The following is a 22,776-nucleotide window of genomic DNA, read 5'->3' as shown; positions in this document are numbered from 1 at the left end:
ACGTGGACGTTACCGCGAGCGCCGACGACTCGGCGGATAAGAAGGCCGCGCCGATAGAACTTGTCGGGATTCGAAAGCAGTATCCGGACGGTACGGTCGCCGTGGGTGACCTCAGCCTGGAGGTACGCGCCGGCGAGCTCATGGTCCTCATCGGACCCTCCGGCTGCGGCAAGTCCACGGTGCTCCGCATGATCAACCGGCTGATCGAGCCCACGGCCGGCAAGATCCTGCTCGACGGCGAAGACGTCACGCGGACCGATCCGGTCCAGCTGCGCCGCCGCATCGGATACGTCATCCAAAACAAAGGCCTCTTTCCCCACCAGACCATCCGGGCCAACGTCGGCACCGTGCCGCGGCTGCTCGGTTGGCCGCGGGCGCGGATCCGCGAGCGGTCGGACGAGCTGCTCGAGCTGGTCGGCCTCGACCCGGCGAAGTACGGCAAGCGATACCCGCAAGAGCTCTCCGGCGGCCAGCAGCAGCGCGTCGGCGTGGCCCGCGCGCTGGCCGCCGACCCGGTCGTACTGCTGATGGACGAGCCCTTCTCGGCGGTCGACCCGATCGTGCGCGCCCGGCTCCAGGAGGAGTTCCTGCGCCTACAGGCCGACGTGCGCAAGACGATCGTGCTGGTCACCCACGACCTCGACGAAGCGGTGCGGCTCGGCGACCGGATCGCGGTGCTCTCGCAGGGCGGCAAGTTGGAGCAGTACGACTCGCCCGCCGACCTGCTCGGCCGGCCGGCCTCCCCGTTCGTCCGGGAGTTCGTCGGTGCCGACCGGGGCATCCGGCGGCTCGCGGTCACGCCGGTCACCCGCGACATGCTCGAGCCGCTCACCGGCGACGACGGCGCGCACCCGGCCGCCGAGCTCGGCACCTCGCTCTACGACGCCCTCGCCACGATGCTGGTGGCCAATTCGGACTACCTGCGGATGACCGAGGGCGGCAAGCCGGTCGGCCTGCTGACCCGCCACCGCCTGCTGAGCATCGACTACCCCGCGGAGCAGTGAGTGAGGGAGTTGGCGCGGCGGCGTCCGGACGTACCCGCCCCGCCGACGAAGTCGGGGTTTTGGGGTGGCGGAGGAAGACGTCGCCTTCAGCGCCGCACGAGCGAACGAACCAGAAGACAGTGACGTCGAAGGACCCCCGCATCGGCAAATGCGAGGGCCCTTCAACCGGGGAGGGATAAGGAAAACGTCAGGTTGCTCGGCCGCGATAGCCACCCAGGCAGGCGATGCCGATGATCCAGCCGACGAACAGGCCGTACGTCGCGCCGGAGCCGGCGGCCTGGAATGCGCCGAGCAGTGTCGGGTTGGAGTGGATCAGCGCTGCCAGGAGCGAGGCGAAGGCGCCGGCGAAGACGTATGCGGACCACCCGGCGAAGAACTGGCTGAGTGTGCCGCGAGCCCGGGCCAACTGCGAGCCGGGCAGTGCGTAGAGGAATAGCGCGGTGAGGACGACCACGAGGATCGCCCGCAGGTTGGTGGAGAGGAGGTCCCGCACCGGCTCGTCCGAGTCGAACCGCCAGGCAGGCCAGGCGAGCAGTCGCAGGAACCAGCCGCCCGCCGTGTTCGCGTTGGTGTTGTCCTCGACCCAGTCCCCGTACCAGGGACTGCCGAAGACCAGGACCAGGATGAGCGCGGCAAGCGTGCCCGCGCCCGTCGTGGTCTTGTAACGGGTGGTGGTAAGAGCCATGGCGCCATAAATTCCCAACGCGCCAGGACACTCAAACCTATCGTTATTTCGCTGTTTCGTCCGGATGCTTCAGCAGGTAGTCGATGAACGCGGCACGCAGCAGCGGCTCGGTCTCGGGGTCGTACCCGTGCCCGGTGAACTCCCGCCAGAGCGCCACGGCCTCGTCGATCGTCGGGCCCACCGTGTTGGGCGCACCGTCCAGCGAGCTGGCCTCGTCGGAGTCCGGCAGGTGCTTCAGCACGGACCAGAAGAAGCCCACGTCCATGCGGCGGCGGGCGCGGGCGAAGGCCCGCTCCCGAAGCTCCTCTGTGGACAGGGCATCCAGCTCAGCGAACGTGGCCTCGGGCATACCGCGAGCTTAGCGGCCGCCGGTGCCCCACCGATCACTGTCCCAGGGGTCCGTACGCGCGGCGGCGGTCGACTGGGTCGGCAGTGGCGATGCCCAGGAGTCGGTGCGCCGGGTGCTCCCCCACCCCGACGAGGGCGGGTCGGGCTCGGTCCACTCTTCGTCGTCGAAGTCGTCGCGGGAGCGGGGCCGGCCGTAGTTCTCCACGATCCGGGTCACGACCACGCCCAGGAGCAGGACACCGCCGGCGATCGCGAGGCGGGAGATGTCCCAGTCCATCGCGTCTTCGTACCGGAGGAAGAGGGTGACCAGCACGGCCGCGAGGATGGTGCCGAGGACGCCGCCGCGTCGGCCGTAGGCGCTGGCCCCGCCGAGCAGGGCGGCGCCGAGCGCGAACGCGGTCCAGTCGATGCCGGGCGACGGCGCCACGGGCGCGTCCTGGCCGGCGACGAGGAGGATCCCGGCCACCGCGGCGAGCGAGCTGGAGAGCACCAGCGCGCCGCCGGCCAGCACCGCCGCCGCGCCGCCGCGCCGTTGGGCCGGGTCGCTGATCGGCCGGAACCGGCCCACCGCCCGCCGGACCGGCTTGATCATGCCGATCAGCCCGCCGAGCACGGAGACCGCCGCGACGCCGCCGAAGATGTACAGGGCCTGGCCGGTCGGGTCGTAGTCGCCCTGTAGGTCGACCGGGCCACTGCGCTGCTGGATGAAGACCATCGCGGCCAGCGCGCCGGCGAGCGTGACCGCCCAGGCCGGCACGTGGAAGACACCGACGACGATCGCCATCAGCAGACCCAGGATGCCGGCGGCGACCACGGCTTCGGCGGTGGCGATGAACACGCCCCGATCGCCCTGCTCCGCGAAGTGCAGCGCGGCCCCGACCGCGATCGGGCCCAGGGCCAGGTTGGGCACGCTGGCCCGGAGGGTGAGGCTGGCTCCGATCGCGAGCAGTCCGAGGCCGGCGGCGAGCACGAGCAGCTGGTCGAGGGCGGTGCCGCGGAGGGCGTCGGAGTCTTCCCGGTAGAGCAGGAAGCCCAACGCGCCGGCCGCCACGAGCAGGAGGACCTCCCAGACCACGTGTACCGCCATGCGGTCGCGCCCGGGGTCGCCGTGCGACGGGTCGTCGAAGACGTCGTCGAGCTCGGCCTGGGAGACGGCGCGGCGCTGGGTCAGCTCCATCGCGTCCGGCTCGCGAAACTCGTTTGCCACGGGAAAACTGCCGGTCTGGTAGGCGGGTGTGGTGCCGAACCCGGTGTCGGAGCCGAAGCGCGAGTCTTCCCGCAGGCCGCCGGTACCCGTACCGCCATTGTCTCGCCGACGGTAGGCCGGATCGTCGTACGCCATCTCGCGCGCCTCCTGTGGTCGTTCAGCCTGGCTTCACGCCGCCTAGCTGTACGGATCGGGACGCACGGCGGATTGAAGCCAGTCAGCCGCACCGTACTCGGCTCTACCGGGGCTCGTCACCCCCAGTGTCCGCCGCGAGGGCCGGGAGTCGCCCTACTTATCTGACGTATCGGATTCCTTGTCATCATCCGGGCGCTTTGGCACGCGGCAGGAGCGCTCCAGCCACAACGCGGCGCCGACCAGCGCGAGCGACGCCACCAAACCCGCGGTCGCGGCCGGAATGTCGTTGTCGGCCGCCCGGGTGCGCTCCAGGAACAGCCAGCCCACCAGCCCCGCGTAGAACCCGGCAAAGATGGCACCGGCCAGCGAGGACGCCTTGGCCAGCACGACGTATCGCGCCACGGCGAGCGGGTCGACGGGCTCCCGGCCCGGGCGCCGCTCGATCCGCTGCCGGGTATTGATCGCCAGATACGCCTCCAGCACGGCGAGCGCAGCCAGCGTCACGGTGGGCAACCACGGCAGGCTGGGAATGTCGCCGTAGAAGCTGCTGATCATCCACCACGCCACGGCCGCGGCCGCCAGGCCGGCCACGAGGAGCGTGGCGGGCCGGGTCGGACCCATTCGCGGCCCCTGCGGCGAGGAGCCGCGCGGTGGAGACTCCGGTTCCATCAGCTCGACTCTAACCGGAGGTCGGGCCGGGGGCTGATAGCGAGGGCGTCTGAGGCGAGCGGCTCGGCGTTGAGCAGGTCGGTGAGCCAGCCGTGGCCGGGCAGCTGGGCGTAGGGCTGGATGTCGATCCACGGCCGCAGGACGAACGCGCGCAGGTGGGCGCGGGGATGAGGCAGGGTCAGCTCGGGGTCGTCGCGGACCACCGGCTCACCCTCCTCGGACCAGACCGCGATCACGTCGACGTCCAGCGTGCGCGGGCCGAATCTGCGGTCCGGGTCGCGGACCCGGCCGGCCTCCTTCTCCAGCGCCCGCGCCCGCTCCAGCCAGTCGCGCGGGGTCGCGGCCGCGTCGTGCACCAGCAGGGCGGCGTTCAGGTACGCGGGCTGGTCGTCGTCGCCCCACGGCGGCGTCTCGTACACGCCGGAGGCGACCAGCAGCACGTCGTCGAGGGCGCGGACGGCCGCGCGGAGGTGCCCGAGGCGGTCACCGAGATTGCTGCCGAGCGACAGGACGGCCCGGGTCACGACCGCCGCCGGGTGATCGTGACCGCCACGTCGGCGAACTCGTGCGGGATCGGCGCCTGGGGTTTGTGCACCGTTACGGTGGCCGCTCGCACCCGTTCGTCGGCCAGGCATACCTCGACCAGCCGCTCGGCGAGCGTCTCGATCAGATTGACCGGCTCGCCGCCCACCACTCCCACGAGGCGCTCAGCGAGCTCGCCGTAGTGGACCGTGTCGGCGACGTCGTCCGACCGGGCGGCCGGCGCGAGGTCGACCTCCAGCACGGCGTCGACCACGAAGTCCTGGCCGCGTTCGCGCTCGAAGTCGTACACGCCGTGGCGCCCTCGCGCGCGCAGCCCGGAGAGAGCTATCCGGTCAGTCATCGGCACCGGCCAGCCGGGGTGCGCCGGAGGCCGCCCATACCTTGAGCGCGTCGGCCGTGCCGCGGACGTCGTGCACGCGCACACCCCAGGCGCCGGCCGCGACGGCCAGCACGCTCGTGGCGATCGTGGCCGCCTCACGCTCGTCGGCGGGGCGCGGAGCGCCGTCCGGACCGGCCAGCAGGGCGCCGAGGTAGGACTTGCGGCTCGCCCCGAACAGCAGCGGGTAGCCGAGCGTGAGCAGCTCGCCCAGGCGCCGGGTGAGCTGCCAGTTGTGCTCCGGCTTCTTGGCGAAGCCCAGCCCGGGGTCGATAACCAGCCGGTCGGGGTGTACCCCGGCGGCGAGCGCGTGGTCGACCCGCTGGCCCAGCTCGGCGCGGACCTCGGCCACCACGTCACCGTACGTGGCCAGATCCTGCATGCGCCGCGAATGCCCACGCCAGTGCATCAGAATCCACGGGCAGCCGGCCTCGGCGACGACTTTCGCCATCTCCGGATCGGCGAGTCCCCCCGACACGTCGTTGACAATCGCGGCACCGGCCTCCAGCGCCGCCGCGGCGACGCTCGCCCGGGTCGTGTCGATGCTCAGGGTTACGCCCGCCGCCGCCAACTCCTCGATGACCGGCAAAACGCGGCTGGCCTCGGTTTCCGCGTCGATCCGCTCGGCGCCGGGGCGCGTCGACTCGCCACCGACGTCGATGAGATCGGCACCCTGCTCGCGCATCTCAATCCCGTGTCGCACGGCGTCGGAACGGCGCACATAGCGTCCGCCATCGGAGAACGAGTCGGGCGTTACGTTCAGAACCCCGATCACGACGGGACGCGCCGACCGCAGAAGATCAACTGCTCCTGCGGCTGGGCGTGATTCTGTCACGAATAGACGGTACCGACCGGCGCTAGAAGGCCTGCTCGGCGCCCCTGGTTAGCACGTACGTTCGAAGACGGTTACCATCAGCCACGCCGGTACCACGGGCCACGAGCTTCGTAGCTTGGCAGAAAGGGGGGTGCCCCGTACGCTTTGCAATTGCGCATCATTCAGACGTCATAGCTTGAGGAGATAGGCTAAACCAGGACAAAACGCCCGGGAAAGTTCACCCGATCGTGGTGAGCACACAGACACAGAGTGATGGGGCGATCCGCCAACTCCCACCGTCGACGGACGCGCATCGGGGAGGTCTCTTCCAATGAACACCACAGAGCTCGTCACAGCGGCGTGGACCACCGCCACGCACGCCGCTGACGTGCTCGCTCTTATACCCGCGGCGGAGCCGGAGCCCAAGGGCATCGACACCGACGGTGTCGTCAAGTTCTTTGCCACGAACATCGCGCCGATCCTGCTCGCGGTGCTGGGCGTGATCTTTATCGGCCGGGCGAGCAAGGGCGAAATATCAAAGGTCCTGACCAGTTCGGCGATCGCGATCGTGGGCCTCGCCTTCATCGCCGGCGCGGCAACACTGTTCTTCGTCGGTGACTACATCATCAACCTGATCTTCGAGTAGGTTCGCGGGTTCACTTATGCGGCTGCGTACCGACGACGACATCTACCGGGCTCGCCTGGTCTACCTGGGCCCGCCCGGATACACCTTGCCCATCCACCTCCCGTACGCGCAGTACGGCGTCTTCATGCTGCTCGTCCCGCTGTTCATGTTCATTCATTACCTCTTCACGTTCGACGTGGAACTGTTCCCGGCATGGGAGATCGCGCTCGCCGTCGTGACGACGTCCTTCATCTTCAGGTACGTCGATCCCGACCGTCCCGCGCGCATGGTGGTGCGCACCGCGCTCACCGACTGGCGGCGCACGCGCGAGCCCGCCACAGAGCAGCGCGACCCTCGTCTGGTCGCGACCCGGATCCGGGTCCGGGAGGAGCTTCTATGAGCGGGAGGCGGGGTCCCCGCGGAGATGTGGAGCAGCGCGAAGCGCGGCGCAGCGTTTTCGTGGGGTGCAGTTGTGAGGCTACGGGCCTTGACCACGACGGTGGACGAGCGCCGAACAGCGGAGCGTGGTGGGCACAGCGCGACAACCGAATTCTTATGTGCGGAGCGATGGCATGACCCCACCCTCCACACCGGGCACCCCTCGTCCGGTCGGCATGCCGGCCGACACGCGTAGTAACGGTGCGCGACCATCTGACTACCCGGTGTCAGAGCCGGACGAGGACGCCGATGACCTGATCACCAGCCCCGACCACGGCGCGGTCGCGGTCTTCCAAGCTCCCCAGGCGCCGCGCGGCCGGCCCGGCGCACCCAGCCCGCAAGGCCGCGGTGACGGCGAGCACGCGGATATCGACTCGCCATTCCTCGACCTCTTCTCCGGCTCCCCGTCACGCCCCGCGCCACCCCGCGCCGCCACCCGCGCGCCGGCAGCCCGCCGCGTGGCCGAGCCGCCGCGCCGGCCGGTCGAGCCGCCGCCCGCTGTCGAGCCTTCGCGGCGGCCCATCGAGCCGCCGCCCACCGAGCCGTTCACCAATGGCGTGGGCGGGCACGGGATCGGCGCCGAGCCGACCGTCGCGCCGCCGCGTGATGGTGACGCGCAGCCGGTACCAGATGAGAAAGCTGGACCACCGGTTGCCATGCGGTCGCCGACGCGCGCCGACCGGCCCCCACGCCATGCGGCTCTTGAGCCCGAGCTCGAGCCGGTCAACCTGCCGGCGGTGCGCGAGCCCGCGGCGGAGCCCCCGGCCCGGCGCCCGCCGGCCGAGCCGGCCACCCGCCGGCGGCCGGAGGAGCGGCGACCGCGCGAGGAGCCGCCACCGCGCCCCCGCAAGGAGGTCAGAAAGCGGCAGGATCTCGCGCCGCGTACCAAGCCGGTCCGCCCGCCGAAGATCAAGTTTGCCGACCGCGACCCGGCCGTCAACCTGGCGATCACCGAGATCGCCGGCCACCTCACCTTCACGCCCAACACCGTCACCGCCTGGTACTGGCTGCCGGAGGTGCGGTGGGCGTTCCGGCCGGACGCCGAGCGCGAGGCGCTGCTGTCGGCGATCTCCGAGCAGTACGCGGGCCTCGCCGGCTTCCGCCTCCACCTGCGCCGCACGACCCGCCCGTTCCCGGCGGACGAGTGGGCGCGCACGCTCGACACGCACACGCCGCACCCGCTCGGCGGCGTGCCCGGCGCCACCTCCTGGTCCGACCACCTGGTCAACGCCCAGCGCCACCTGCTCTCGGTCAACCACGCGGAGGGTCAGACATACCTCGGCGTGACGTTTGCCCGCCGCAAGCTCGGCGACTCGCTGGTCGAGCGGCTGCTACGCGCCTTCGGCAGGGGTGTCTCCGAAGGTGAGCGGCGCAAGCTGGGGCGCACGGTGGAGCAGTTCGACGAGGTGCTCGGCGCCTTCGGCATGCGCGGGCGGCAGGTCGCGCCGCACGAGCTCGAGTGGCTGCTGTACCGCTCGGTCGCGCTCTGCATGGCGCCGCCCACCGCGCTGTCGCCGGTGACCGACGGCCAGTGGGAGCGCGGCGACCTGCTCGCGCTGACCGAGCAGATCGAGCGCTACCGCACGCCGTACGGGTCGACCGTCAAGCTGGTCAACCGCATGACCGGCGAGGAGCGCCACGTCGCCGTCCTCGCCGTCGGCCGGATGGAGCCGCTGGAGATCCCCGAGCGGCACGAGCCGTGGATGCACTTCCACGAGCGCCTGCCCTGGCCGATGGAGCTGTCGTCCAGAGTGGATGTGCTGGGCTCGGGCGACTCGTTCAAAAACCTCGAGCACCGGCTGCGGATGATCCGCTCGCAGCAGCTCGACTACGCCGAGCACGGCATCGACGCCCCGCCCGAGCTGGAGCGCCTGGCCAAGCGCGCCCTGGTCATCGGCGACGAGATGACCACCGGCCTGCCCGTCGAGTCGGCCCGCGCGCACGGCTGGCACCGCATCGCCGTCGGCGGCCGCACCCGCGAAGAGTGCCTGGAGCGGGCCCGCCGGCTCATCCAGCTGTACTCCCGCGAGCTGCGCATCTCGCTCCAGCACCCGAAAAACCAGGACTGGCTGGCCCGCGAGTTCATCCCCGGCGAGCCGGTCGCCAACACCGGGTACATCCGCCGGATGCCGGTCAAGCTGCTCGCCGCCGCGCTGCCCCAGGCGGCGTCCACAGTGGGCGACCGCCGCGGCGACCTCATCGGGCGCACCGCCGGCACCTGCCGCCGGCCGGTCTTCCTCGACCTGCACTTCCCGATGGAAATCCGCGAGCGCTCCGGCCTCAGCGTCTTCGTCGCCGAGCCGGGCGGCGGCAAGTCCACCCTGCTCGGCGCGCTCGGCTACCTCGCCGCTCGCCGAGGGGTGCAGGTCACGCTGCTCGACCCGTCCGGCCCGCTCGCCCGGCTGGCCCAGATGCCGGAGCTGCGGCCGTACTCCCGCGTGCTCAACCTGACCGGCTCCGAGCACGGCACGCTGGCGCCGTACTCGCTGATCCCGACGCCGCTAAGGTCCGAGTTTCCGAGCGGGCCGACCGGCGACCGCGAGTTCGAGATCGCCGTCTCCAACTCCCGGGCCGAGCGCCGCATGCTCGTGCAGGACATCTGCTCGATGCTCGTGCCACCGCAGGTCGCCCGCGAGGCATCCACCGCCACCCTGCTGCGGCACGCCGTGCGCCAGGTGCCCGCCGAGGAGACGTCCACACTGGACGACGTGGTCGCCTGCCTGGCCGGGCTCGACGACGACAACGGCAAGGAGCTGGCCAACCTCCTGCTCGACACCGCCGAGATGCCGCTCGCCCTCCTCTTCTTCGGCCGCCCACCCGAAGGTCTCCTAGGTGCCGACGCCGCGCTCACCGTCATCACGATGGCCGGCCTCCGCCTCCCCGACCTCAAAATCGAGCGCGAGTACTGGTCGGCCGAAGAGGCACTGGCCCTGCCGATGCTGCACACCGCACACCGGCTGGCCGTCCGCCGCTGCTACGGCGGCTCGATGTCGTCCCGCAAGATGGTCGGCCTGGACGAGGCGCACTTCATGGAGGGTTGGCGGTCCGGCCGGTCGTTCCTGGTCCGCCTGGCCCGCGACTCCCGAAAGTGGAACCTGGCGGCGCTGGTGGCCTCGCAAAACCCACGCGACATCCTCGGGCTGGACGTGCAAAACCTGGTCTCCACCGTCTTCGTCGGCCGTATCGCCGAAGACGTGGAGATCGCCTCCGAGGCCCTGCGGCTGCTGCGGGTGCCGGTAAACGACGGGTACGAGGCAACCCTGGCCTCACTGTCCAACGTAGACACATCATCAGCGTCACGGCTGGGCTTCCGGGAGTTCGTCATGCGAGACGTGGATGGGCGCGTGCAGAAGGTCCGAGTCGACGTGTCGTACGTGGAGGGGCTGCTCGACCACTTGGACACGACCCCAACAGGCACGACGGCACCGCAGTCCAACCTGCCCACCGGCGCACCCGACGTGGAGGTGTGAAGTGGTAAGGCGGGCGACCGCACTACTTCTCGCCATGATGGTCGCGGCCGCGACTTCTCTGGTGTGGCCTACGCCGGTGTCGGCAGGCCCCGCTCCGGTAATGCAGGCCCCCGGCGACCTCTGCACGACGCAGGAGTGGCAGGTCGACTTCCGCGCCTGCGTGGACAAGCTCGCCGACGTGGCCGCGGAGCGCAAGCAATGCCTGAAGGCGCCGACGGCCGGCACCCCTGACTCAGGGCTCGCCGGCTGGTTTGCCAGCCGTCCCGAAGCGTCGAAGATGAACGGCCCGAAGGGCCTCTACACCGATTACGGATACGCCGGCTACAGCTACACCACGTACGACGTAGACAACGGTTGCCTCGCGACACTGACACATCCCGAGTACAAATTTACGACCACCATCGCCAACGGCGAATTCATGATCGCGACCGCGATCATTGGAGCATCGAACGCCCTACGAGAGCGGGCATGGAACCCCGAGTCCATGTGGGGCTGGGCCGACCCGCTCGTGGAGCAGGCGACAAAGGCGGTCTACGAAAAGGTCTTCAGCGTCTTCGGCATCGTGACACTCGGCGTGGTGGGGTTGTATCTACTCTGGCGGTCGCGCCAGGCGGACATGAGCAACGCCATGACCACCGCCGGATGGGCGGTGCTCGTCATGGTGGCGGTGACCGCGTTGGCGGCGTGGCCGGTGAAATCGGCGAACGTGGCGGACGCGACGCTGGTGGGCACGCTTGGCGTGGTCCACGACGCAGTCGGACCGCGCGCGAAAGATCGGCCGCCGGGCGAGTGCCGCCTGGGCAACCCCGAGGCGTGCACAGATCATCGACCACCCGCGGTTCGGGCGAGTGACACCGCCACCGAGACGATGCTCTACCGCAACTGGCTGCGGGGGGTATTGGGATCGGCGGACAGCGAAACGGCCAAGAAGTACGGTCGCGCCCTCTATGACGCAAAATCGCTCAGCTGGCGGGAGGCCGAGCGCCTTCGATCAAACCCGAAGGATCGGGACGCCACTTTTGCCGCCAAGAATGACCAATGGATGAAGGTCGCCGAGCAGATCAAGACCGAAGACCCCGAGGCGTATGAGTACCTCCAGGGCACCAAGGACATGGAGCGGATCGGCGCTGGGTTCATCGCGGTCCTGGCCGCTCTCCTTTTCGCGATGTTCGATCTGACAGCTTCCCTGCTCGTCCTCCTCGGGTTCCTCATCTTCAGGTGGGCGGTGATCGCGGCCCCGATCCTCGGCACCGTCGGTCTCATGCGCCCGGCGAGCGCCGGCCTCCGTCGCCTGGCCAACGCCGTGGTGGCCGCCGTCTTCAACATCGCCATCTTCGGCACCGGAGCAGCCATCTATCTGTTCGCCGTCGATCTGATCATGAGCACCCCGACGCTGCCCGGCTGGCTACAGGTGGTGCTGGTTTGGTTGTGCGGCGTTGTGGGTTGGCTCCTGCTCCGGCCATACCGGCGGATCACCCAGCTCGGTGGCAAGGACAGCTCCGCGGCCATCACCTCGGCCGGCTCGTGGCACCGCCGGTTCTTCCGGGACATGCGGGAGGCCGCCAAGCTCAACGTCTCCGAGCCGGGCGGCACCGCGGAGCCGCAGGGTGGCAAGCGGCGGCAGACCGTCGTCGAACAGACCAGGCTCCGGCCGGAGGCGCGCGACGAGGATCCTTCGCACTCCAGCACTCCGCGTCCGGACGGCCGGGAACGCGCAGACGAGGCGACCGGACCGGAGCCGGCTCCGTCCCGCACAGAGCGACCGGCACCGTCGCGTCGGCGCCGCACGACCGAGTGGGTCGAGCCGGACCTGCCGGAGCGTCCGCCGTCCTACACCATTTACCGTCCGGGCGGCGAGCCGGCCACCGAGCCGGCGCCTGCGCCGACCCCTCGGATACGCGCAGAGGCGAGGTGACGGACGGTGCGCCGGGCCGCCCAGCTTGTCGCGCGTGGGCTCCTGCGTTCCCGCGTGGGGGTGGCCCTGGTGCTGGCCATCGTCGTGCTCGGCGTGGTGGGTGCCGCAAAGCTCTTCTCGGGCTCGGCTGGAGCTGAGCCGGGACTCAACGGGGCGCCCGAGCAGCCGATTCTCACCGTCTCCGCCACGATCGCCGACGACGGCCTCGCGTCGCCGGAGCCGACGCCCTCGCCGAAGATCAGCCCAGGGACAGCCGTACCGGCGACTGTCGCCGAAGCGTTCGGAAGTGCCTGGGTCAACCATCGCGATGTGACCGCGGAGGAGTGGTACGCGGGGCTCCTTCCGCATTGCACGGAGACGCTGGCCAAGAAGCTGGCCGGGGTGGATCCGGCTGGTGTGCCCGCGGACCGAATCACCGGCGAGCCGGTCCTGATCCCCTACGCCGACCAGATCGTGGATGCGACGATCCGGGTCGACTCCGGGCTGCTGCGCCTGCGCCTCACGTCGGTCGACGGTCGCTGGCTGGTTGACGGCATCGACTGGGAACGCGCATGACCGACGGACTGATGGGCGGCGCCGGTGAGGTGCGACGACCGGCGCGCCGCGTCGGCCTCGCCGTGGCGATCCTCGCCGCGCTCGCGCTCCTCTGCTGCGGCGGTGGTGTCGGTTCCTACCTGCTCACCGACGACGGCGGCACAGACGACAGCGTTTTCAGCAACGCGTTCGGGTGCGGCGAGGGCGGCATCATCGACGCGTCGAAGCGGATGCCAAGGGTCGGCGCCTACGGTGACGCCCAGGTCCGCAATGCCGCGATCATCGTGAACGTCGGTTCGGACATGCGAGTGCCGTTTCGCGGCTGGGTCATCGCGGTGGCGACGGCGATGCAAGAATCGGCGCTGTCGAATCTGCCCCATCTCGGCGCCCGAAACGACCACGACTCGGTCGGCCTGTTTCAGCAGCGCCCGAGTCAAGGCTGGGGATCCGCACGGCAGCTCCAAGATCCCAAGTACGCGTCCCGGAAGTTCTACGAGAAGCTGCTCGCCGTCGAGGGGTGGCAGCAGATGGCGCTGACCGACGCGGCACAGCGGGTACAGGTGAGCGCCTACCCCGACGCCTACGCGAAGCACGAGCCGATCGCCACCCAGATCGTCAACCTGCTGACCGGCGGTGCCGGCCGGGCGGCTGGCAACAGCACCAAGGCGCGGTGCGCCACCGGCGGTGAGATCGCCGCCTCCGGCTGGACCGTGCCCGTGCGGGCCCTCGTCGTCTCCGGCTTCCGCACCGCGGAGCGTCCCGACCACGACGGCGTGGACCTCGGCGCTAGGCGGCACACGCCGATCCGCGCCGCTGCGGCGGGCCAGGTGATCACGTCACGTTGCGACACCGACCCGTCCGGCAGCCTGTGCAACCACGACGGTTCACCTTCCACGCCCGGCTGCGGCTGGTACGTCAAGATCCGGCACGCGGGTAACTTCGTGACTATGTACTGCCACATGGTGGTCCGTCCAAAGGTGAGGGTTGGGCAGATGGTCGCGGCTGGCCAGGAGCTCGGCTTCGTCGGGACGAGCGGTCACTCGTCCGGCCCACACCTGCACTTCGAGGTCTACGATGCCAGCAAAGGTGACAAGATCAACCCGGTCGACTTCATGCGGAACGTCGGCGCTCCCCTCGGCGGCAATCCATGAGCCGGGAACGCCGTCCGGATCCCTTTGCGGAAAGGCCTGACCGTGCAGTGCATCCACCAAAGTCGATCATCCCGCTACCGGCTCTGACACAGGACGATCTCCGCGGCCGGCGGGCCATCGTGGGCGCGCCCGGTCTCGGCTGGCGGTATGACCTTCGGGCCGACGAGAAGGTTGTGCAGGGCAGCCGCACGTACGTCCCCGTCATACCGGAGCAGGACTGGTACCGGGCAGAACTGGAACAGGTGGAGGTCTTCGCTCCGCTCGTGCCGGTGGATCGGGTGTGGATAGAAAGGTTGAGCCTCCCCCAGGACAGCGACATACGGACAGGCGGCGACGCCCGGCGTCTCGTGTCTCTTGATGCCCCACCAGAACAGCACCCAGCTCACGCCGTCGATTCATTAAGAATTGCCGGCCGCCGGCTGGTTCAGGTCATCGATGGCGTCGAACGCCGCGATCTCCGTGCGGTCACGGAGACCTACACAAGTGCCGATGGCGAGATCTGCATTAGAGTAGCCGCAGAACTCGAATGGTATCGCTGGGTCTGGAGTGGACAGCATCCCAAGACGCTTGAAGTGCCCGCTCACCTGCTCTGGGTTGAGTAACCCGGTCAAAGTTTCGTGGCGCCACAGACACGCCATCCGTCCTGATCGACTAGGTTGAACCGCCAATTCGCCCAGTCACTCTCCGTGCCGTCTGAGATCGTCCAGCTTATCTCAGTAGTTACCGTAGGGCGTCCCTGCGATTCTTGGACCACCAGACTGCCCCACGATACAACGATCTGAATCGAGTACTGCCGCTCTCGCGTCTCTATGTCCTGTCTAAGGAGACGAATTGCTGCCAGTTTTTCCCCATCACCGCAGGCATATAAGCTCGCCCGGGTGTCGTTGCGTTCTACAAATAGAGCACGAAGGTAGTTCGAAACCGCGACGTCGGGGGAGCTGCGGTCTGGTTCTGTCGCGTCGCGGTAGGCGAGAAAGGCTACCCCCGCCCCACCCGTGCACAACAGCGCGACAGCGCCGGCGATCAACATCAGCACCAGGCGGCCTACGCGGACGTGGGTGCCGCTTCCGCCAAGTGCAGCCGTCGACGGCGAGGCCGGCTGCGCCGGTGGTGCGGAGGGGCGAGAAACGTCCACGCACCGAGGTTAGCCGGCTACCCACGCCGCTGGCGGAAGGCTGGGCTGGCCACCCCGGCGCGGTGGCGCCAACGGTGAGAGCGGACCATTCGGGCATTGAAACCTGTCCGAGCGGAGCGTGCCCGGCAACAGGCCCAACCGCGTCCGCTAAGAAGGGGGCGGGCTGGGATACCGTCTCTGTCCGAGGGAGGTGAGCGGCGGTGCCTAACGCCAAAGCACAGCTGAGCCAGGCCGCCGCCCTGCATCGGCAGGCTGCTGCCACCGTTATGGCCGCGGCGGGGGCCTTGGAGCGGTTTCAGCCGGCGCCACCCGACCTGAGCGAGCAGCATGAGCTGGCCGAGCGGCTGCGGGCCGCGGCCGCCGCGCTTGTGCCGGGGTGGTTGGGGGCGCCGCTGGACGCCCAGTCCGAGGACACTCCGCTCGGTGGGCCGCGCCTGCCGCAGTTCGTGCGGGTGGGGATGGCGCAACCTCTTGACGACGCGCGGTTTCCGGCGATCGTTCCGCTGCTGGGTGCTGGCCACCTGACCGTCGACGCGGATGCGCGTGACCCTCGGGTGGCGGGGCTCTTGCGGGCGTTGTTGCTTCGGCTGCTGGCGGCTTCGCCGGCCGGGTCGTTGCTGGTGCGCGCCGTCGACGCGGCGGGCGCGGGGCTGGTCTTCGGGCCCTTCGCGGCGCTCGCGGATGCCGGGCTGATGCCGCCGCCGGTCACCGACCGCACGGGGCTGCGGGCTGTCCTGGCCGAGGCGGAGCAGTGGGTGCGTCCGGCGCGGCCGGCCACCGCGCGGCACTCCCGGCGGGATCGCACGCTGTTGTTGGCGATCGCCTCGCTGCCGGAGCTCACCGAGGGGGGCGACCTGGCGCGGATCGCCGCGCTGGCGCAGCACGGGCCGGAGGCCGGCCTGCACCTGATCGTGGCGGGCTGGCCGCCGCCACCGCTGACCGAAGACACCACGCAGCCGCCGCTGCCGCGGACCACGACGATCACGTTGCGCAACCCGCACGCGATCGTCGGTGATCCGCCGGCCGCGCGGTATGGGAGCAGCGTCGAAAACAAGGGGCTCAACGCGCCGGTTTTCCTGGACGAGGATCCGCCGGCTCATCTCTTCGAGCGGGTCTGCCAGGAGCTGGCGGAGCATTCGGCGACGCGGTCGCGGCTCACGCTCGCCGACGTGTTGCCCGACGCCGACCTGTGGGCCGACGACTCCGCCGAGGGGGTGGCGACCACGGTGGGGCACGACGGTGACACGGCCGTCACGTTGCAGTTCAACGATCTCACTCCACATTGGATGATCGGCGGGCGGTCCGGCGCCGGAAAGACCGCATTCCTGATCAACGTGCTTTACGGGCTTGGCTTCCGGTATTCGCCTGCCGAGCTGACCCTTTACCTTCTCGACTTCAAGGAAGGCGTGTCGTTCGCCGAGTTCGTGCCTAGTGTGCGAGACAAGACCTGGCTGCCGCACGCGCGCGCGGTCGGCGTCGAGTCCGACCGGGAGTACGGCGTGGCCGTGCTGCGCGAGCTCGACGCCGAGATGACGCGGCGCTCGGTCGCCTACAAGCGTGCTGGCGTGACGCGCTTCAGCGACCTCCGCCAGCAGCGGGCGATGCCGCGGATCATCTGCGTGATCGACGAGTTTCAGGTGCTGCTCGCCGGCAGCGGCCCGCTGACCAGCGAGGCGGTGAGCCTGCTGGAGTCACTGGCCCGCAAGGGCCGGTCGTACGGCATCCACCTCGTGCTCGCCAGCCAAACAGCGCTAGGCGTCGAGGCGCTCTACGACAAGCGCGACTCGATCTTCGGCCAGTTTCCGGTGCGGGTGGCGCTGCCGGGCGGCGGCGACGTGCTCGAGCCGACCAACGACGCGGCGGCCGGCCTGCCGCTCGGCACCGCGGTGGTCAACACCGCCGGCGGGCTGGGCGGCCCACGCGGCGCGACCCGGGGGCATGAGCGGACCATCCGCTTTCCCGACCCGCACGCCGACCGGGCCACCCTCGACTCGGTGCGGCGGCGCCTCTGGGAGGCACGCCCGGAGGCGTCGAAGGCGCCGTCGTTGTTCGAGGGCTACGCGCACCAGTACCTCGACGACGACCCCACCTACCGCGCGGCGCTGGTGACGACGCCCGCACGACCATCGGCGCTGGTGGGGCGGGTGATCGACGTTCCACTGTCGACAGCGACCTTCCCGCTGGACGCCTCGCCCGGCCGCCACCTGGCCGTCCTCGGGCCGAGCACCTACGGCGCCGACGTGCTCGACGCCGCCGCGCGCAGCCTGGCCGCACACCACCCGGCCGGCACGGCGCGCTTCGTGGTGTCCTCGCTGGTGGCCGACGGCGACGCGACGGCGCGGGCACTCACCGACCATCTCGCCGAGACCCAGAGCGCCGAGCTTGTGAAGGCCGCACAGTTGACCCGGGCGTTCGAGGCGGGCGAGCCGGCATATCTGGTCGTCTTCGGCATGGACGCGATCGGCCGTGGCGCGCTGCCGCGCGACTTCCTGCGCGAAGGTCCTGGCCAGGGCGTGCACCTGCTCTCGTGGTGGCGCGGGCTGCGCCGGTTCACCGACGAGGTCGGAGGCAGCAGCGCGGCCCGCGAGGAGGTGGCGGGGATGGTCTTCCTCAACGTGCCCGGTGCCGAGGTGTCGCTCCTTCTCGGCCAGCAGGTCGACTGGCAGCCGCGCCCCAACCGCGCGCTCCTGCACGATCGCCACGCCGACCGCACCACCGTGATCGTCCCCTTCGTCCGGCCGGAGCGCGACGAATGAGGTCCCACGACGAAGCCTGGAACGAGTACGTCGCCGCCGCGCAGCGCCTCGACGCCGTCCGCCGTGGGGTGGCCGCCGTCGCGGGCGAACGCGAACAGGCGGTGCGTGCCGCACACGACGAGCTCTCCGGGGTACGCGCTCGGCTGGCACCGCAGCGGGCCAAGTTGGTGGCGCAGGGTGTACCAGATGCCGCCTTGCAGCCATCGCCCGCGGAGGTGGCCGATGCCGCGCAGGCCATGGCGGGTGGACCCGCCGCGGTGCTCGCGGCGCTCCGCCATGCGCGCGCCACCGCGAACGCCGCGGACGAGACCGAGCTCGGCCGGCGGCCGGTGGGTCCGCGCGGGGAGACGCCCGCGTGGCTGCGCAACCTGATCGTCTACGGGCCGTTCGCGGTCGTGGTGCTGATCGTGCAGCTGGCCCTCTACGTGACCGCCGACACCGACGTGGTGCTCTACGCCGTCCTCTGTGGACTGACGATGCCCTTGGCGGCGTTCGGGCTGGGCTGGCTCACGCTCGGCCTCGCGTTCGTGCCGCCGCCGGGCGACAAGATCGACCGCACGCCGATCTTCGGCCTGGCGGTGTGCTTCGCGCCGATCGTCGCCACCTGCATGGGTGTCGGCCTGCTCAACCTGGTGGGATAGGCAGCATGCCGAGTGTCGAAGAGGTCAAGGCGCAGGTGTCGGCGTCGGTCGACCAAACCAACCGCGCGATGGCGAGCCTCCGCGGTGTGACCGATCAGCTCGACGAGGCGCTGGCCCGGCTGCGGCTGACCGCGGTGGGCGCGGTGCACCCGACGGTGCTGGATGCGATCTCCCGGCTCGAGCAGGCGAAGCAGCGGCTCGACGAGGCACACACGCTCGCGCGGGGCGCCATCGACTCCGCCGACCGCTTCCGCGCGATCATCTAAGAGCAGATTGCCCGGTCCGCGTCAGTGGCGGACCGCCGCTCCCGCCGGAGACCGCGGAGGCCGGCGGCTCGCAGAGCGAGCCGAAATCCCCGACCTCCGCTGCCATGCCCGCGGTGCAAGACCAAACCGCGTGACCAACAGCGGACGGGTGAGGCCGCGGGAGCAACGGTCTGGACCACGACGGACGTCGCGGTAGCCCACTTTTTGAAATTGGTTTTGGGGGCTCAGCTCGCCATGATGAGGCTCATCGCCTCGGCGCGGGATTTGGCGTCACGCTGGAAGAGGCCACGTACGGCCGAGGTGATGGTTTTCGCGCCGGCCTTTTGTATGCCGCGCATGGCCATGCACATGTGCTCGCACTCCAGCACCGCGATCACACCGCGGGGTTGGAGCTTTTCCATCAGCAGGTCGGCGATTTGCGAGGTCAGCCGCTCCTGCACCTGCGGGCGCCGGGCAAACACCTCGACGAGCCGGGCCAGCTTGGAGAGGCCGGTGATACGGCCGTCTTCGCCCGGGATGTAGCCGATGTGCGCGACGCCGCGGAACGGCAGCAGGTGGTGCTCGCACAGCGACATCACCTCGATGTCGCGGACCAGCACCAGCTCTTCGTGGTTGGCCTCGAAGGCGGTGGTGAGCACCTTCGCCGGGTCGACCCGCAGGCCGGCGAACAGCTCCGCGTAAGCCCGGGCGACGCGCGCCGGCGTTCGTTGCAGGCCGTCGCGGTCCGGATCTTCGCCGACCGCGATCAGGATCTCGCGTACGGCCTTTTCGATCCGGGCGAGGTCGACGGAGTCCTCCACCGGACGGCCGCTCAGCTTGCCGTCGACAAGTCGGGCCGCCAGATAGTCCAGGACGTCGTCGCCGTCGCCATCAGGCTCGGTCGACGACGCCCCGGAGTAGGGCTCGCGGCTCAGTGAGCGCCGTCCGAAGAAGAGTTGGGCGACGACCCGCCACCAACGGTCGCCTGCGCGCCGTCGGCCTGGGCCTGCACCTTCAGCGCCTCCTTCTCGCCCGGCGTGAGCACCGGCGGCTCGTTGGAGGGCTGGCGCTTGCCGAAGCCGTTGTACGGAGCCATCGGCGGGCGCTTGACCACGCGGGCGCAGATGCGGGCCATGTCGGTCTGGGAGATGGTCTCCTTCTCCATCAGCTCCAGCACGAGGCTGTCGAGCACGTCGCGGTACTCGACCAGGATCTCCCAGGCCTCGTCGTGCGCCAGCTCGATCAGCGCCCGCACCTCGGCGTCGATCTCGGCGGCCACGGCGTCGGAGTAGTCCTTCTCGTGGCCCATGGTCCGGCCGAGGAACGGCTCGTCGCCGCTCGTGCCGTACTTGACCGCGCCGAGCTTGGAGCTCATGCCGTACTGCGTGATCATCGCCCGGGCCAGCGCGGTGGCCTTTTCGATGTCGTTGCCGGCGCCGGTGGTCGGCTCGTGGAAGACCAGCTCCTCGGCCGCCCGGCCACCCAGCGCGTACGCCAAGGTGTCGATCATCTCGGCCCGGGTCTGGGTGTACTTGTCTTCAGTCGGCAGGACCAGCGTGTGACCCAGCGACCGGCCGCGGGACAGGATCGTCACCTTGTGCACCGGCGCGGAGTGCGGCAACGCGTACGCGACCAGAGCGTGGCCGCCCTCGTGGTACGCGGTGATCTTCTTTTCGTGGTCACTCATCACGCGGGTGCGGCGCTGGGGGCCGGCCACCACGCGGTCGATCGACTCTTCGAGGTTGTCGTTGGTGATCGCGCGCTTGTCGTGGCGCGCGGTCAGCAGGGCCGCCTCGTTGATCACGTTGGCCAGGTCGGCGCCGGTGAAGCCGGGCGTGCGGCGGGCGACCGAGTCGAGGTCGACGTCGGGCGTGAACGGCTTGCCCTTGGCGTGCACCCGCAGGATCGCCTTGCGGCCCTCCATGTCGGGGCTGTCGACGGCGATCTGCCGGTCGAAGCGGCCGGGACGCAGCAGGGCCGGGTCGAGGATGTCGGGCCGGTTGGTGGCCGCGATCAGGATGACCCCGCCCTTGGTGTCGAAGCCGTCCATCTCGACGAGCAGCTGGTTGAGCGTCTGCTCGCGCTCGTCGTGACCGCCGCCCATGCCGGCACCGCGGTGGCGGCCGACGGCGTCGATCTCGTCGACGAAGACGATCGCCGGCGCGTTGGACTTGGCCTGCTCGAACAGGTCGCGGACCCGGGAGGCACCGACACCGACGAACATCTCGACGAAGTCGGAACCGGAGATCGAGTAGAACGGGACACCCGCCTCGCCGGCGACCGCTCGGGCCAGCAGCGTCTTGCCGGTGCCGGGCGGGCCGAAGAGCAGCACGCCCTTCGGGATCTTGGCGCCGAGCGCCTGGTACTTGGCCGGGTTTTGCAGGAAGTCCTTGATCTCGTGGAGCTCCTCGACGGCCTCTTCCGCGCCGGCGACGTCGGCGAACGTCGTCTTCGGCGTGTCCTTGGTGATCATCTTCGCCTTGGACTTGCCGAAGTTGAGCACCCGGGAGCCGCCGCCCTGCATCTGCGACATGAAGAGCAGGAGCAGGATCACCAGCACGGCGATCGGCAGGAGGTTGACCAGCAGGGTCAGGAAGACGTTGTCTCCGGACACCTCGGTGTTGACCGGACCCGCGATCCGCCCGGCGTTTTGCGCCTCGAGGATGTCATTCCAGATGTCGTCGCCGACCTCGTACGGGTACTGCGCCTGGATCTTGTCGGTCTCCGTGTCGCCGAACTTCGCCCTGCTTTGCAGGTCGAGCTGGAGCGTCTGCTCCTTGTCCTTGAAGACCGCCTTCTTTATGCCGCCCTTCTCATTGAGCTGTTCGAGCGCCACAGAGGTGTCGACCTTGTGGTAGCTCGGGCCGCTGGTGAAGAACGAGCTGAGCGCAATCGCACCGATGATCACCAGGATGATCCAGACCACCGGGCGGCGGAAGAAACGCGTACGTTCCATACTGTTGTCGAGCGCCGAGGCGCCCGGACCCTCCTGATCGACGTCCTGACCGTCTGACTACGTGTGCCGCGGGATCACGGCCGCCGCTGCCGCCTCGTCGGCGATCGCGACACTCGATCTCGTGTGTTCGCCTCAGCGCCGACGAGCCACGCCATCGGTCATTCGAAGGTACACCCCGCAGGGCAGGCTGCGGCCCCCGGATCAGGCCCCGCACTAGCAAACTACGCAAACAAGGCGCAACGTCGCTACCCCGTGAGGCGTTTGCGCAGGTAAATGGGCTTTCTGAGAGTAGCCTGTGCGTTCACGCCCGCGCGTAGACCTCGGGCTTGAGGACGCCGACGTACGGCAGCTCCCGGTAACGCTCGGCGAAGTCCAGCCCGTAGCCGACCACGAACTCGTTCGGGATGTCGAAGCCGACGTACTTGACCGGGATCGAGACCTTCACCGCTTCCGGCTTGCGGAGCAGCGTGACCACCTCGACGCTCGCCGCCTTGCGGGAGGCCAGGTAGCGCAGGAGCCAGGAGAGTGTGAGCCCGGAGTCGACGATGTCCTCAACCACGATCACGTGCCGCCCGGCGATGTCGCGGTCGAGGTCTTTGAGTATGCGCACGGTGCCGGACGAGGTGGTGCCCTGGCCGTACGAGGAGACCGCCATGAACTCGAGCTCGGCGGCGGGCCCGTGCCGGCCCAGCGCGCGGGCGAAGTCGGCCATGAACATCACCGCACCCTTGAGCACGCAGACAAGCAGGAGTCCGTCTTCGACCGTGGCGTAGTCGGCGGACACCTGCTTGGCCAGCTCTGCGGTTTTTTCTCGGATCTGCGCTTCGGTGATGATCACTCGATCGATGTCGGCGTCGTACCAGGAGCCGTCGGTCATGGCCTAAGACTGCCCCATCCAACTCCCCGACTTTCGCGCGGGTCAGCGGCTGTTAGAGCAGCCGGGGGCGGCTGCGGCGGCGCCCGCTTTCGGAGGGCTTCCAGTCCGCGGAGTCGCGGCTGTCGGAGGTCCACCCGAAGATGGAGGCGATCGCGAGGACGACGAAGAACAGCAGGAGTACGAAGAGTTCCATGGCGGCTCAACCTTTCCCGAAGGTCGTGTTGCTCTCTTTTGAGGTCTGCCGCCGGTGCG

Annotated in this window: 22 protein-coding genes; 11 read left to right on the top strand and 11 right to left on the bottom strand. The window is 69.7% G+C overall.

What is annotated here, in order from left to right; all coding sequences use genetic code 11:
• Positions 1-2 precede the first annotated feature (2 nt).
• On the top strand, positions 3-1,004 hold the full coding sequence (locus AC5L36_RS02685) for an ABC transporter ATP-binding protein (protein ID WP_441220058.1): 1,002 nt from the start codon (positions 3-5) through the stop codon (positions 1,002-1,004).
• A 187-nt stretch (positions 1,005-1,191) separates the two neighbouring features.
• Here AC5L36_RS02685 and AC5L36_RS02680 read toward each other — a convergent pair whose 3' ends face one another.
• From AC5L36_RS02680 to folP, 7 genes are all read right to left on the bottom strand, one after another.
• The gene (locus tag AC5L36_RS02680; RefSeq protein ID WP_441220057.1) at positions 1,192-1,689 is read right to left on the bottom strand and encodes a hypothetical protein; all 498 of its coding nucleotides are present in this window, start codon (positions 1,687-1,689) and stop codon (positions 1,192-1,194) included.
• Positions 1,690-1,732: 43 nt separating this feature from the next.
• On the bottom strand, positions 1,733-2,038 hold the full coding sequence (locus AC5L36_RS02675) for a hypothetical protein (protein ID WP_441220056.1): 306 nt from the start codon (positions 2,036-2,038) through the stop codon (positions 1,733-1,735).
• Between the two features lie 9 nt (positions 2,039-2,047).
• A complete protein-coding gene (locus tag AC5L36_RS02670) occupies positions 2,048-3,379 on the bottom strand; it encodes an ABC transporter permease (RefSeq protein ID WP_441220055.1) in 1,332 nt (443 codons plus the stop codon).
• Between the two features lie 153 nt (positions 3,380-3,532).
• Positions 3,533-4,000: a DUF3180 domain-containing protein gene (locus AC5L36_RS02665; protein WP_441220054.1), complete on the bottom strand. Its 468-nt coding sequence runs from the start codon at positions 3,998-4,000 to the stop codon at positions 3,533-3,535.
• A 47-nt stretch (positions 4,001-4,047) separates the two neighbouring features.
• Positions 4,048-4,572 (bottom strand): 2-amino-4-hydroxy-6-hydroxymethyldihydropteridine diphosphokinase, encoded by a 525-nt coding sequence (folK, locus tag AC5L36_RS02660; protein WP_441220053.1) that lies wholly within the window; start codon positions 4,570-4,572, stop codon positions 4,048-4,050.
• Positions 4,569-4,931, bottom strand: a complete 363-nt coding sequence (gene folB, locus AC5L36_RS02655; RefSeq protein WP_441220052.1) for a dihydroneopterin aldolase — start codon at positions 4,929-4,931, stop codon at positions 4,569-4,571. The genes folK and folB overlap by 4 nt, the downstream gene beginning before the upstream one ends.
• A complete protein-coding gene (gene folP, locus AC5L36_RS02650) occupies positions 4,924-5,802 on the bottom strand; it encodes a dihydropteroate synthase (protein WP_441220051.1) in 879 nt (292 codons plus the stop codon). The genes folB and folP overlap by 8 nt, the downstream gene beginning before the upstream one ends.
• 310 nt (positions 5,803-6,112) lie before the next feature.
• Here folP and AC5L36_RS02645 point away from each other — a divergent pair, with 310 nt between their 5' ends.
• From AC5L36_RS02645 to AC5L36_RS02600, 10 genes are all read left to right on the top strand, one after another.
• On the top strand, positions 6,113-6,427 hold the full coding sequence (locus tag AC5L36_RS02645; RefSeq protein ID WP_441220050.1) for a PIN domain-containing protein: 315 nt from the start codon (positions 6,113-6,115) through the stop codon (positions 6,425-6,427).
• A 16-nt stretch (positions 6,428-6,443) separates the two neighbouring features.
• Positions 6,444-6,806, top strand: a complete 363-nt coding sequence (locus AC5L36_RS02640; protein WP_441220049.1) for a hypothetical protein — start codon at positions 6,444-6,446, stop codon at positions 6,804-6,806.
• Positions 6,807-6,978: 172 nt separating this feature from the next.
• Positions 6,979-10,314, top strand: a complete 3,336-nt coding sequence (locus AC5L36_RS02635; RefSeq protein WP_441220048.1) for an ATP-binding protein — start codon at positions 6,979-6,981, stop codon at positions 10,312-10,314.
• Between the two features lie 34 nt (positions 10,315-10,348).
• Positions 10,349-12,229, top strand: coding sequence for an MFS transporter (locus tag AC5L36_RS02630; protein ID WP_441220218.1), 1,881 nt, complete (start codon positions 10,349-10,351; stop codon positions 12,227-12,229).
• 60 nt (positions 12,230-12,289) lie between these two features.
• Complete coding sequence (locus tag AC5L36_RS02625; protein ID WP_441220047.1) at positions 12,290-12,784, top strand: hypothetical protein; 495 nt, start codon at positions 12,290-12,292, stop codon at positions 12,782-12,784.
• Positions 12,781-13,914, top strand: a complete 1,134-nt coding sequence (locus AC5L36_RS02620; protein ID WP_441220046.1) for a M23 family metallopeptidase — start codon at positions 12,781-12,783, stop codon at positions 13,912-13,914. The genes AC5L36_RS02625 and AC5L36_RS02620 overlap by 4 nt, the downstream gene beginning before the upstream one ends.
• The gene (locus tag AC5L36_RS02615; protein ID WP_441220045.1) at positions 13,911-14,516 is read left to right on the top strand and encodes a hypothetical protein; all 606 of its coding nucleotides are present in this window, start codon (positions 13,911-13,913) and stop codon (positions 14,514-14,516) included. Before AC5L36_RS02620 ends, AC5L36_RS02615 begins: the two co-directional genes overlap by 4 nt.
• Positions 14,517-15,315: 799 nt before the next feature.
• Entirely contained in the window at positions 15,316-17,805 is a 2,490-nt protein-coding gene (locus AC5L36_RS02610; RefSeq protein ID WP_441220217.1) for an FtsK/SpoIIIE domain-containing protein, read from the top strand.
• On the top strand, positions 17,802-18,446 hold the full coding sequence (locus tag AC5L36_RS02605) for a hypothetical protein (protein ID WP_441220044.1): 645 nt from the start codon (positions 17,802-17,804) through the stop codon (positions 18,444-18,446). Before AC5L36_RS02610 ends, AC5L36_RS02605 begins: the two co-directional genes overlap by 4 nt.
• Positions 18,447-18,451: 5 nt before the next feature.
• Complete coding sequence (locus AC5L36_RS02600) at positions 18,452-18,712, top strand: hypothetical protein (RefSeq protein ID WP_441220043.1); 261 nt, start codon at positions 18,452-18,454, stop codon at positions 18,710-18,712.
• Positions 18,713-18,936: 224 nt separating this feature from the next.
• Here AC5L36_RS02600 and folE read toward each other — a convergent pair whose 3' ends face one another.
• From folE to AC5L36_RS02580, 4 genes are all read right to left on the bottom strand, one after another.
• Positions 18,937-19,554, bottom strand: coding sequence for a GTP cyclohydrolase I FolE (gene folE / locus AC5L36_RS02595; protein WP_441220216.1), 618 nt, complete (start codon positions 19,552-19,554; stop codon positions 18,937-18,939).
• 68 nt (positions 19,555-19,622) lie between these two features.
• Entirely contained in the window at positions 19,623-21,647 is a 2,025-nt protein-coding gene (gene ftsH, locus AC5L36_RS02590; protein WP_441220042.1) for an ATP-dependent zinc metalloprotease FtsH, read from the bottom strand.
• 301 nt (positions 21,648-21,948) lie between these two features.
• Entirely contained in the window at positions 21,949-22,524 is a 576-nt protein-coding gene (gene hpt / locus AC5L36_RS02585) for a hypoxanthine phosphoribosyltransferase (RefSeq protein ID WP_441220041.1), read from the bottom strand.
• Positions 22,525-22,576: 52 nt separating this feature from the next.
• The gene (locus AC5L36_RS02580; protein WP_441220040.1) at positions 22,577-22,717 is read right to left on the bottom strand and encodes a hypothetical protein; all 141 of its coding nucleotides are present in this window, start codon (positions 22,715-22,717) and stop codon (positions 22,577-22,579) included.
• Positions 22,718-22,776 lie beyond the last annotated feature (59 nt).

Source organism: Phytohabitans sp. LZ39 (assembly GCF_059359075.1).
Note: the sequence above shows the minus strand (reverse complement) of the source record. Positions and strands in the feature narration are given on the sequence as shown.

Bases quoted from the DNA above. Each gene is read 5' to 3' on its own strand.
- AC5L36_RS02615 (WP_441220045.1), top strand. From the start codon at position 13,911: ATGAGCCGGGAACGCCGTCCGGATCCCTTTGCGGAAAGGCCTGACCGT.
- ftsH (WP_441220042.1), bottom strand. From the start codon at position 21,647: ATGGAACGTACGCGTTTCTTCCGCCGCCCGGTGGTCTGGATCATCCTG.
- AC5L36_RS02665 (WP_441220054.1), bottom strand. From the start codon at position 4,000: ATGGGTCCGACCCGGCCCGCCACGCTCCTCGTGGCCGGCCTGGCGGCC.
- AC5L36_RS02680 (WP_441220057.1), bottom strand. From the start codon at position 1,689: ATGGCTCTTACCACCACCCGTTACAAGACCACGACGGGCGCGGGCACG.
- AC5L36_RS02640 (WP_441220049.1), top strand. From the start codon at position 6,444: ATGCGGCTGCGTACCGACGACGACATCTACCGGGCTCGCCTGGTCTAC.
- AC5L36_RS02635 (WP_441220048.1), top strand. From the start codon at position 6,979: ATGACCCCACCCTCCACACCGGGCACCCCTCGTCCGGTCGGCATGCCG.
- AC5L36_RS02630 (WP_441220218.1), top strand. From the start codon at position 10,349: ATGATGGTCGCGGCCGCGACTTCTCTGGTGTGGCCTACGCCGGTGTCG.
- AC5L36_RS02580 (WP_441220040.1), bottom strand. From the start codon at position 22,717: ATGGAACTCTTCGTACTCCTGCTGTTCTTCGTCGTCCTCGCGATCGCC.
- hpt (WP_441220041.1), bottom strand. From the start codon at position 22,524: ATGACCGACGGCTCCTGGTACGACGCCGACATCGATCGAGTGATCATC.
- folB (WP_441220052.1), bottom strand. From the start codon at position 4,931: ATGACTGACCGGATAGCTCTCTCCGGGCTGCGCGCGCGAGGGCGCCAC.
- AC5L36_RS02605 (WP_441220044.1), top strand. From the start codon at position 17,802: ATGAGGTCCCACGACGAAGCCTGGAACGAGTACGTCGCCGCCGCGCAG.
- AC5L36_RS02620 (WP_441220046.1), top strand. From the start codon at position 12,781: ATGACCGACGGACTGATGGGCGGCGCCGGTGAGGTGCGACGACCGGCG.
- AC5L36_RS02670 (WP_441220055.1), bottom strand. From the start codon at position 3,379: ATGGCGTACGACGATCCGGCCTACCGTCGGCGAGACAATGGCGGTACG.
- AC5L36_RS02600 (WP_441220043.1), top strand. From the start codon at position 18,452: ATGCCGAGTGTCGAAGAGGTCAAGGCGCAGGTGTCGGCGTCGGTCGAC.
- AC5L36_RS02610 (WP_441220217.1), top strand. From the start codon at position 15,316: ATGGCCGCGGCGGGGGCCTTGGAGCGGTTTCAGCCGGCGCCACCCGAC.
- AC5L36_RS02675 (WP_441220056.1), bottom strand. From the start codon at position 2,038: ATGCCCGAGGCCACGTTCGCTGAGCTGGATGCCCTGTCCACAGAGGAG.
- AC5L36_RS02645 (WP_441220050.1), top strand. From the start codon at position 6,113: ATGAACACCACAGAGCTCGTCACAGCGGCGTGGACCACCGCCACGCAC.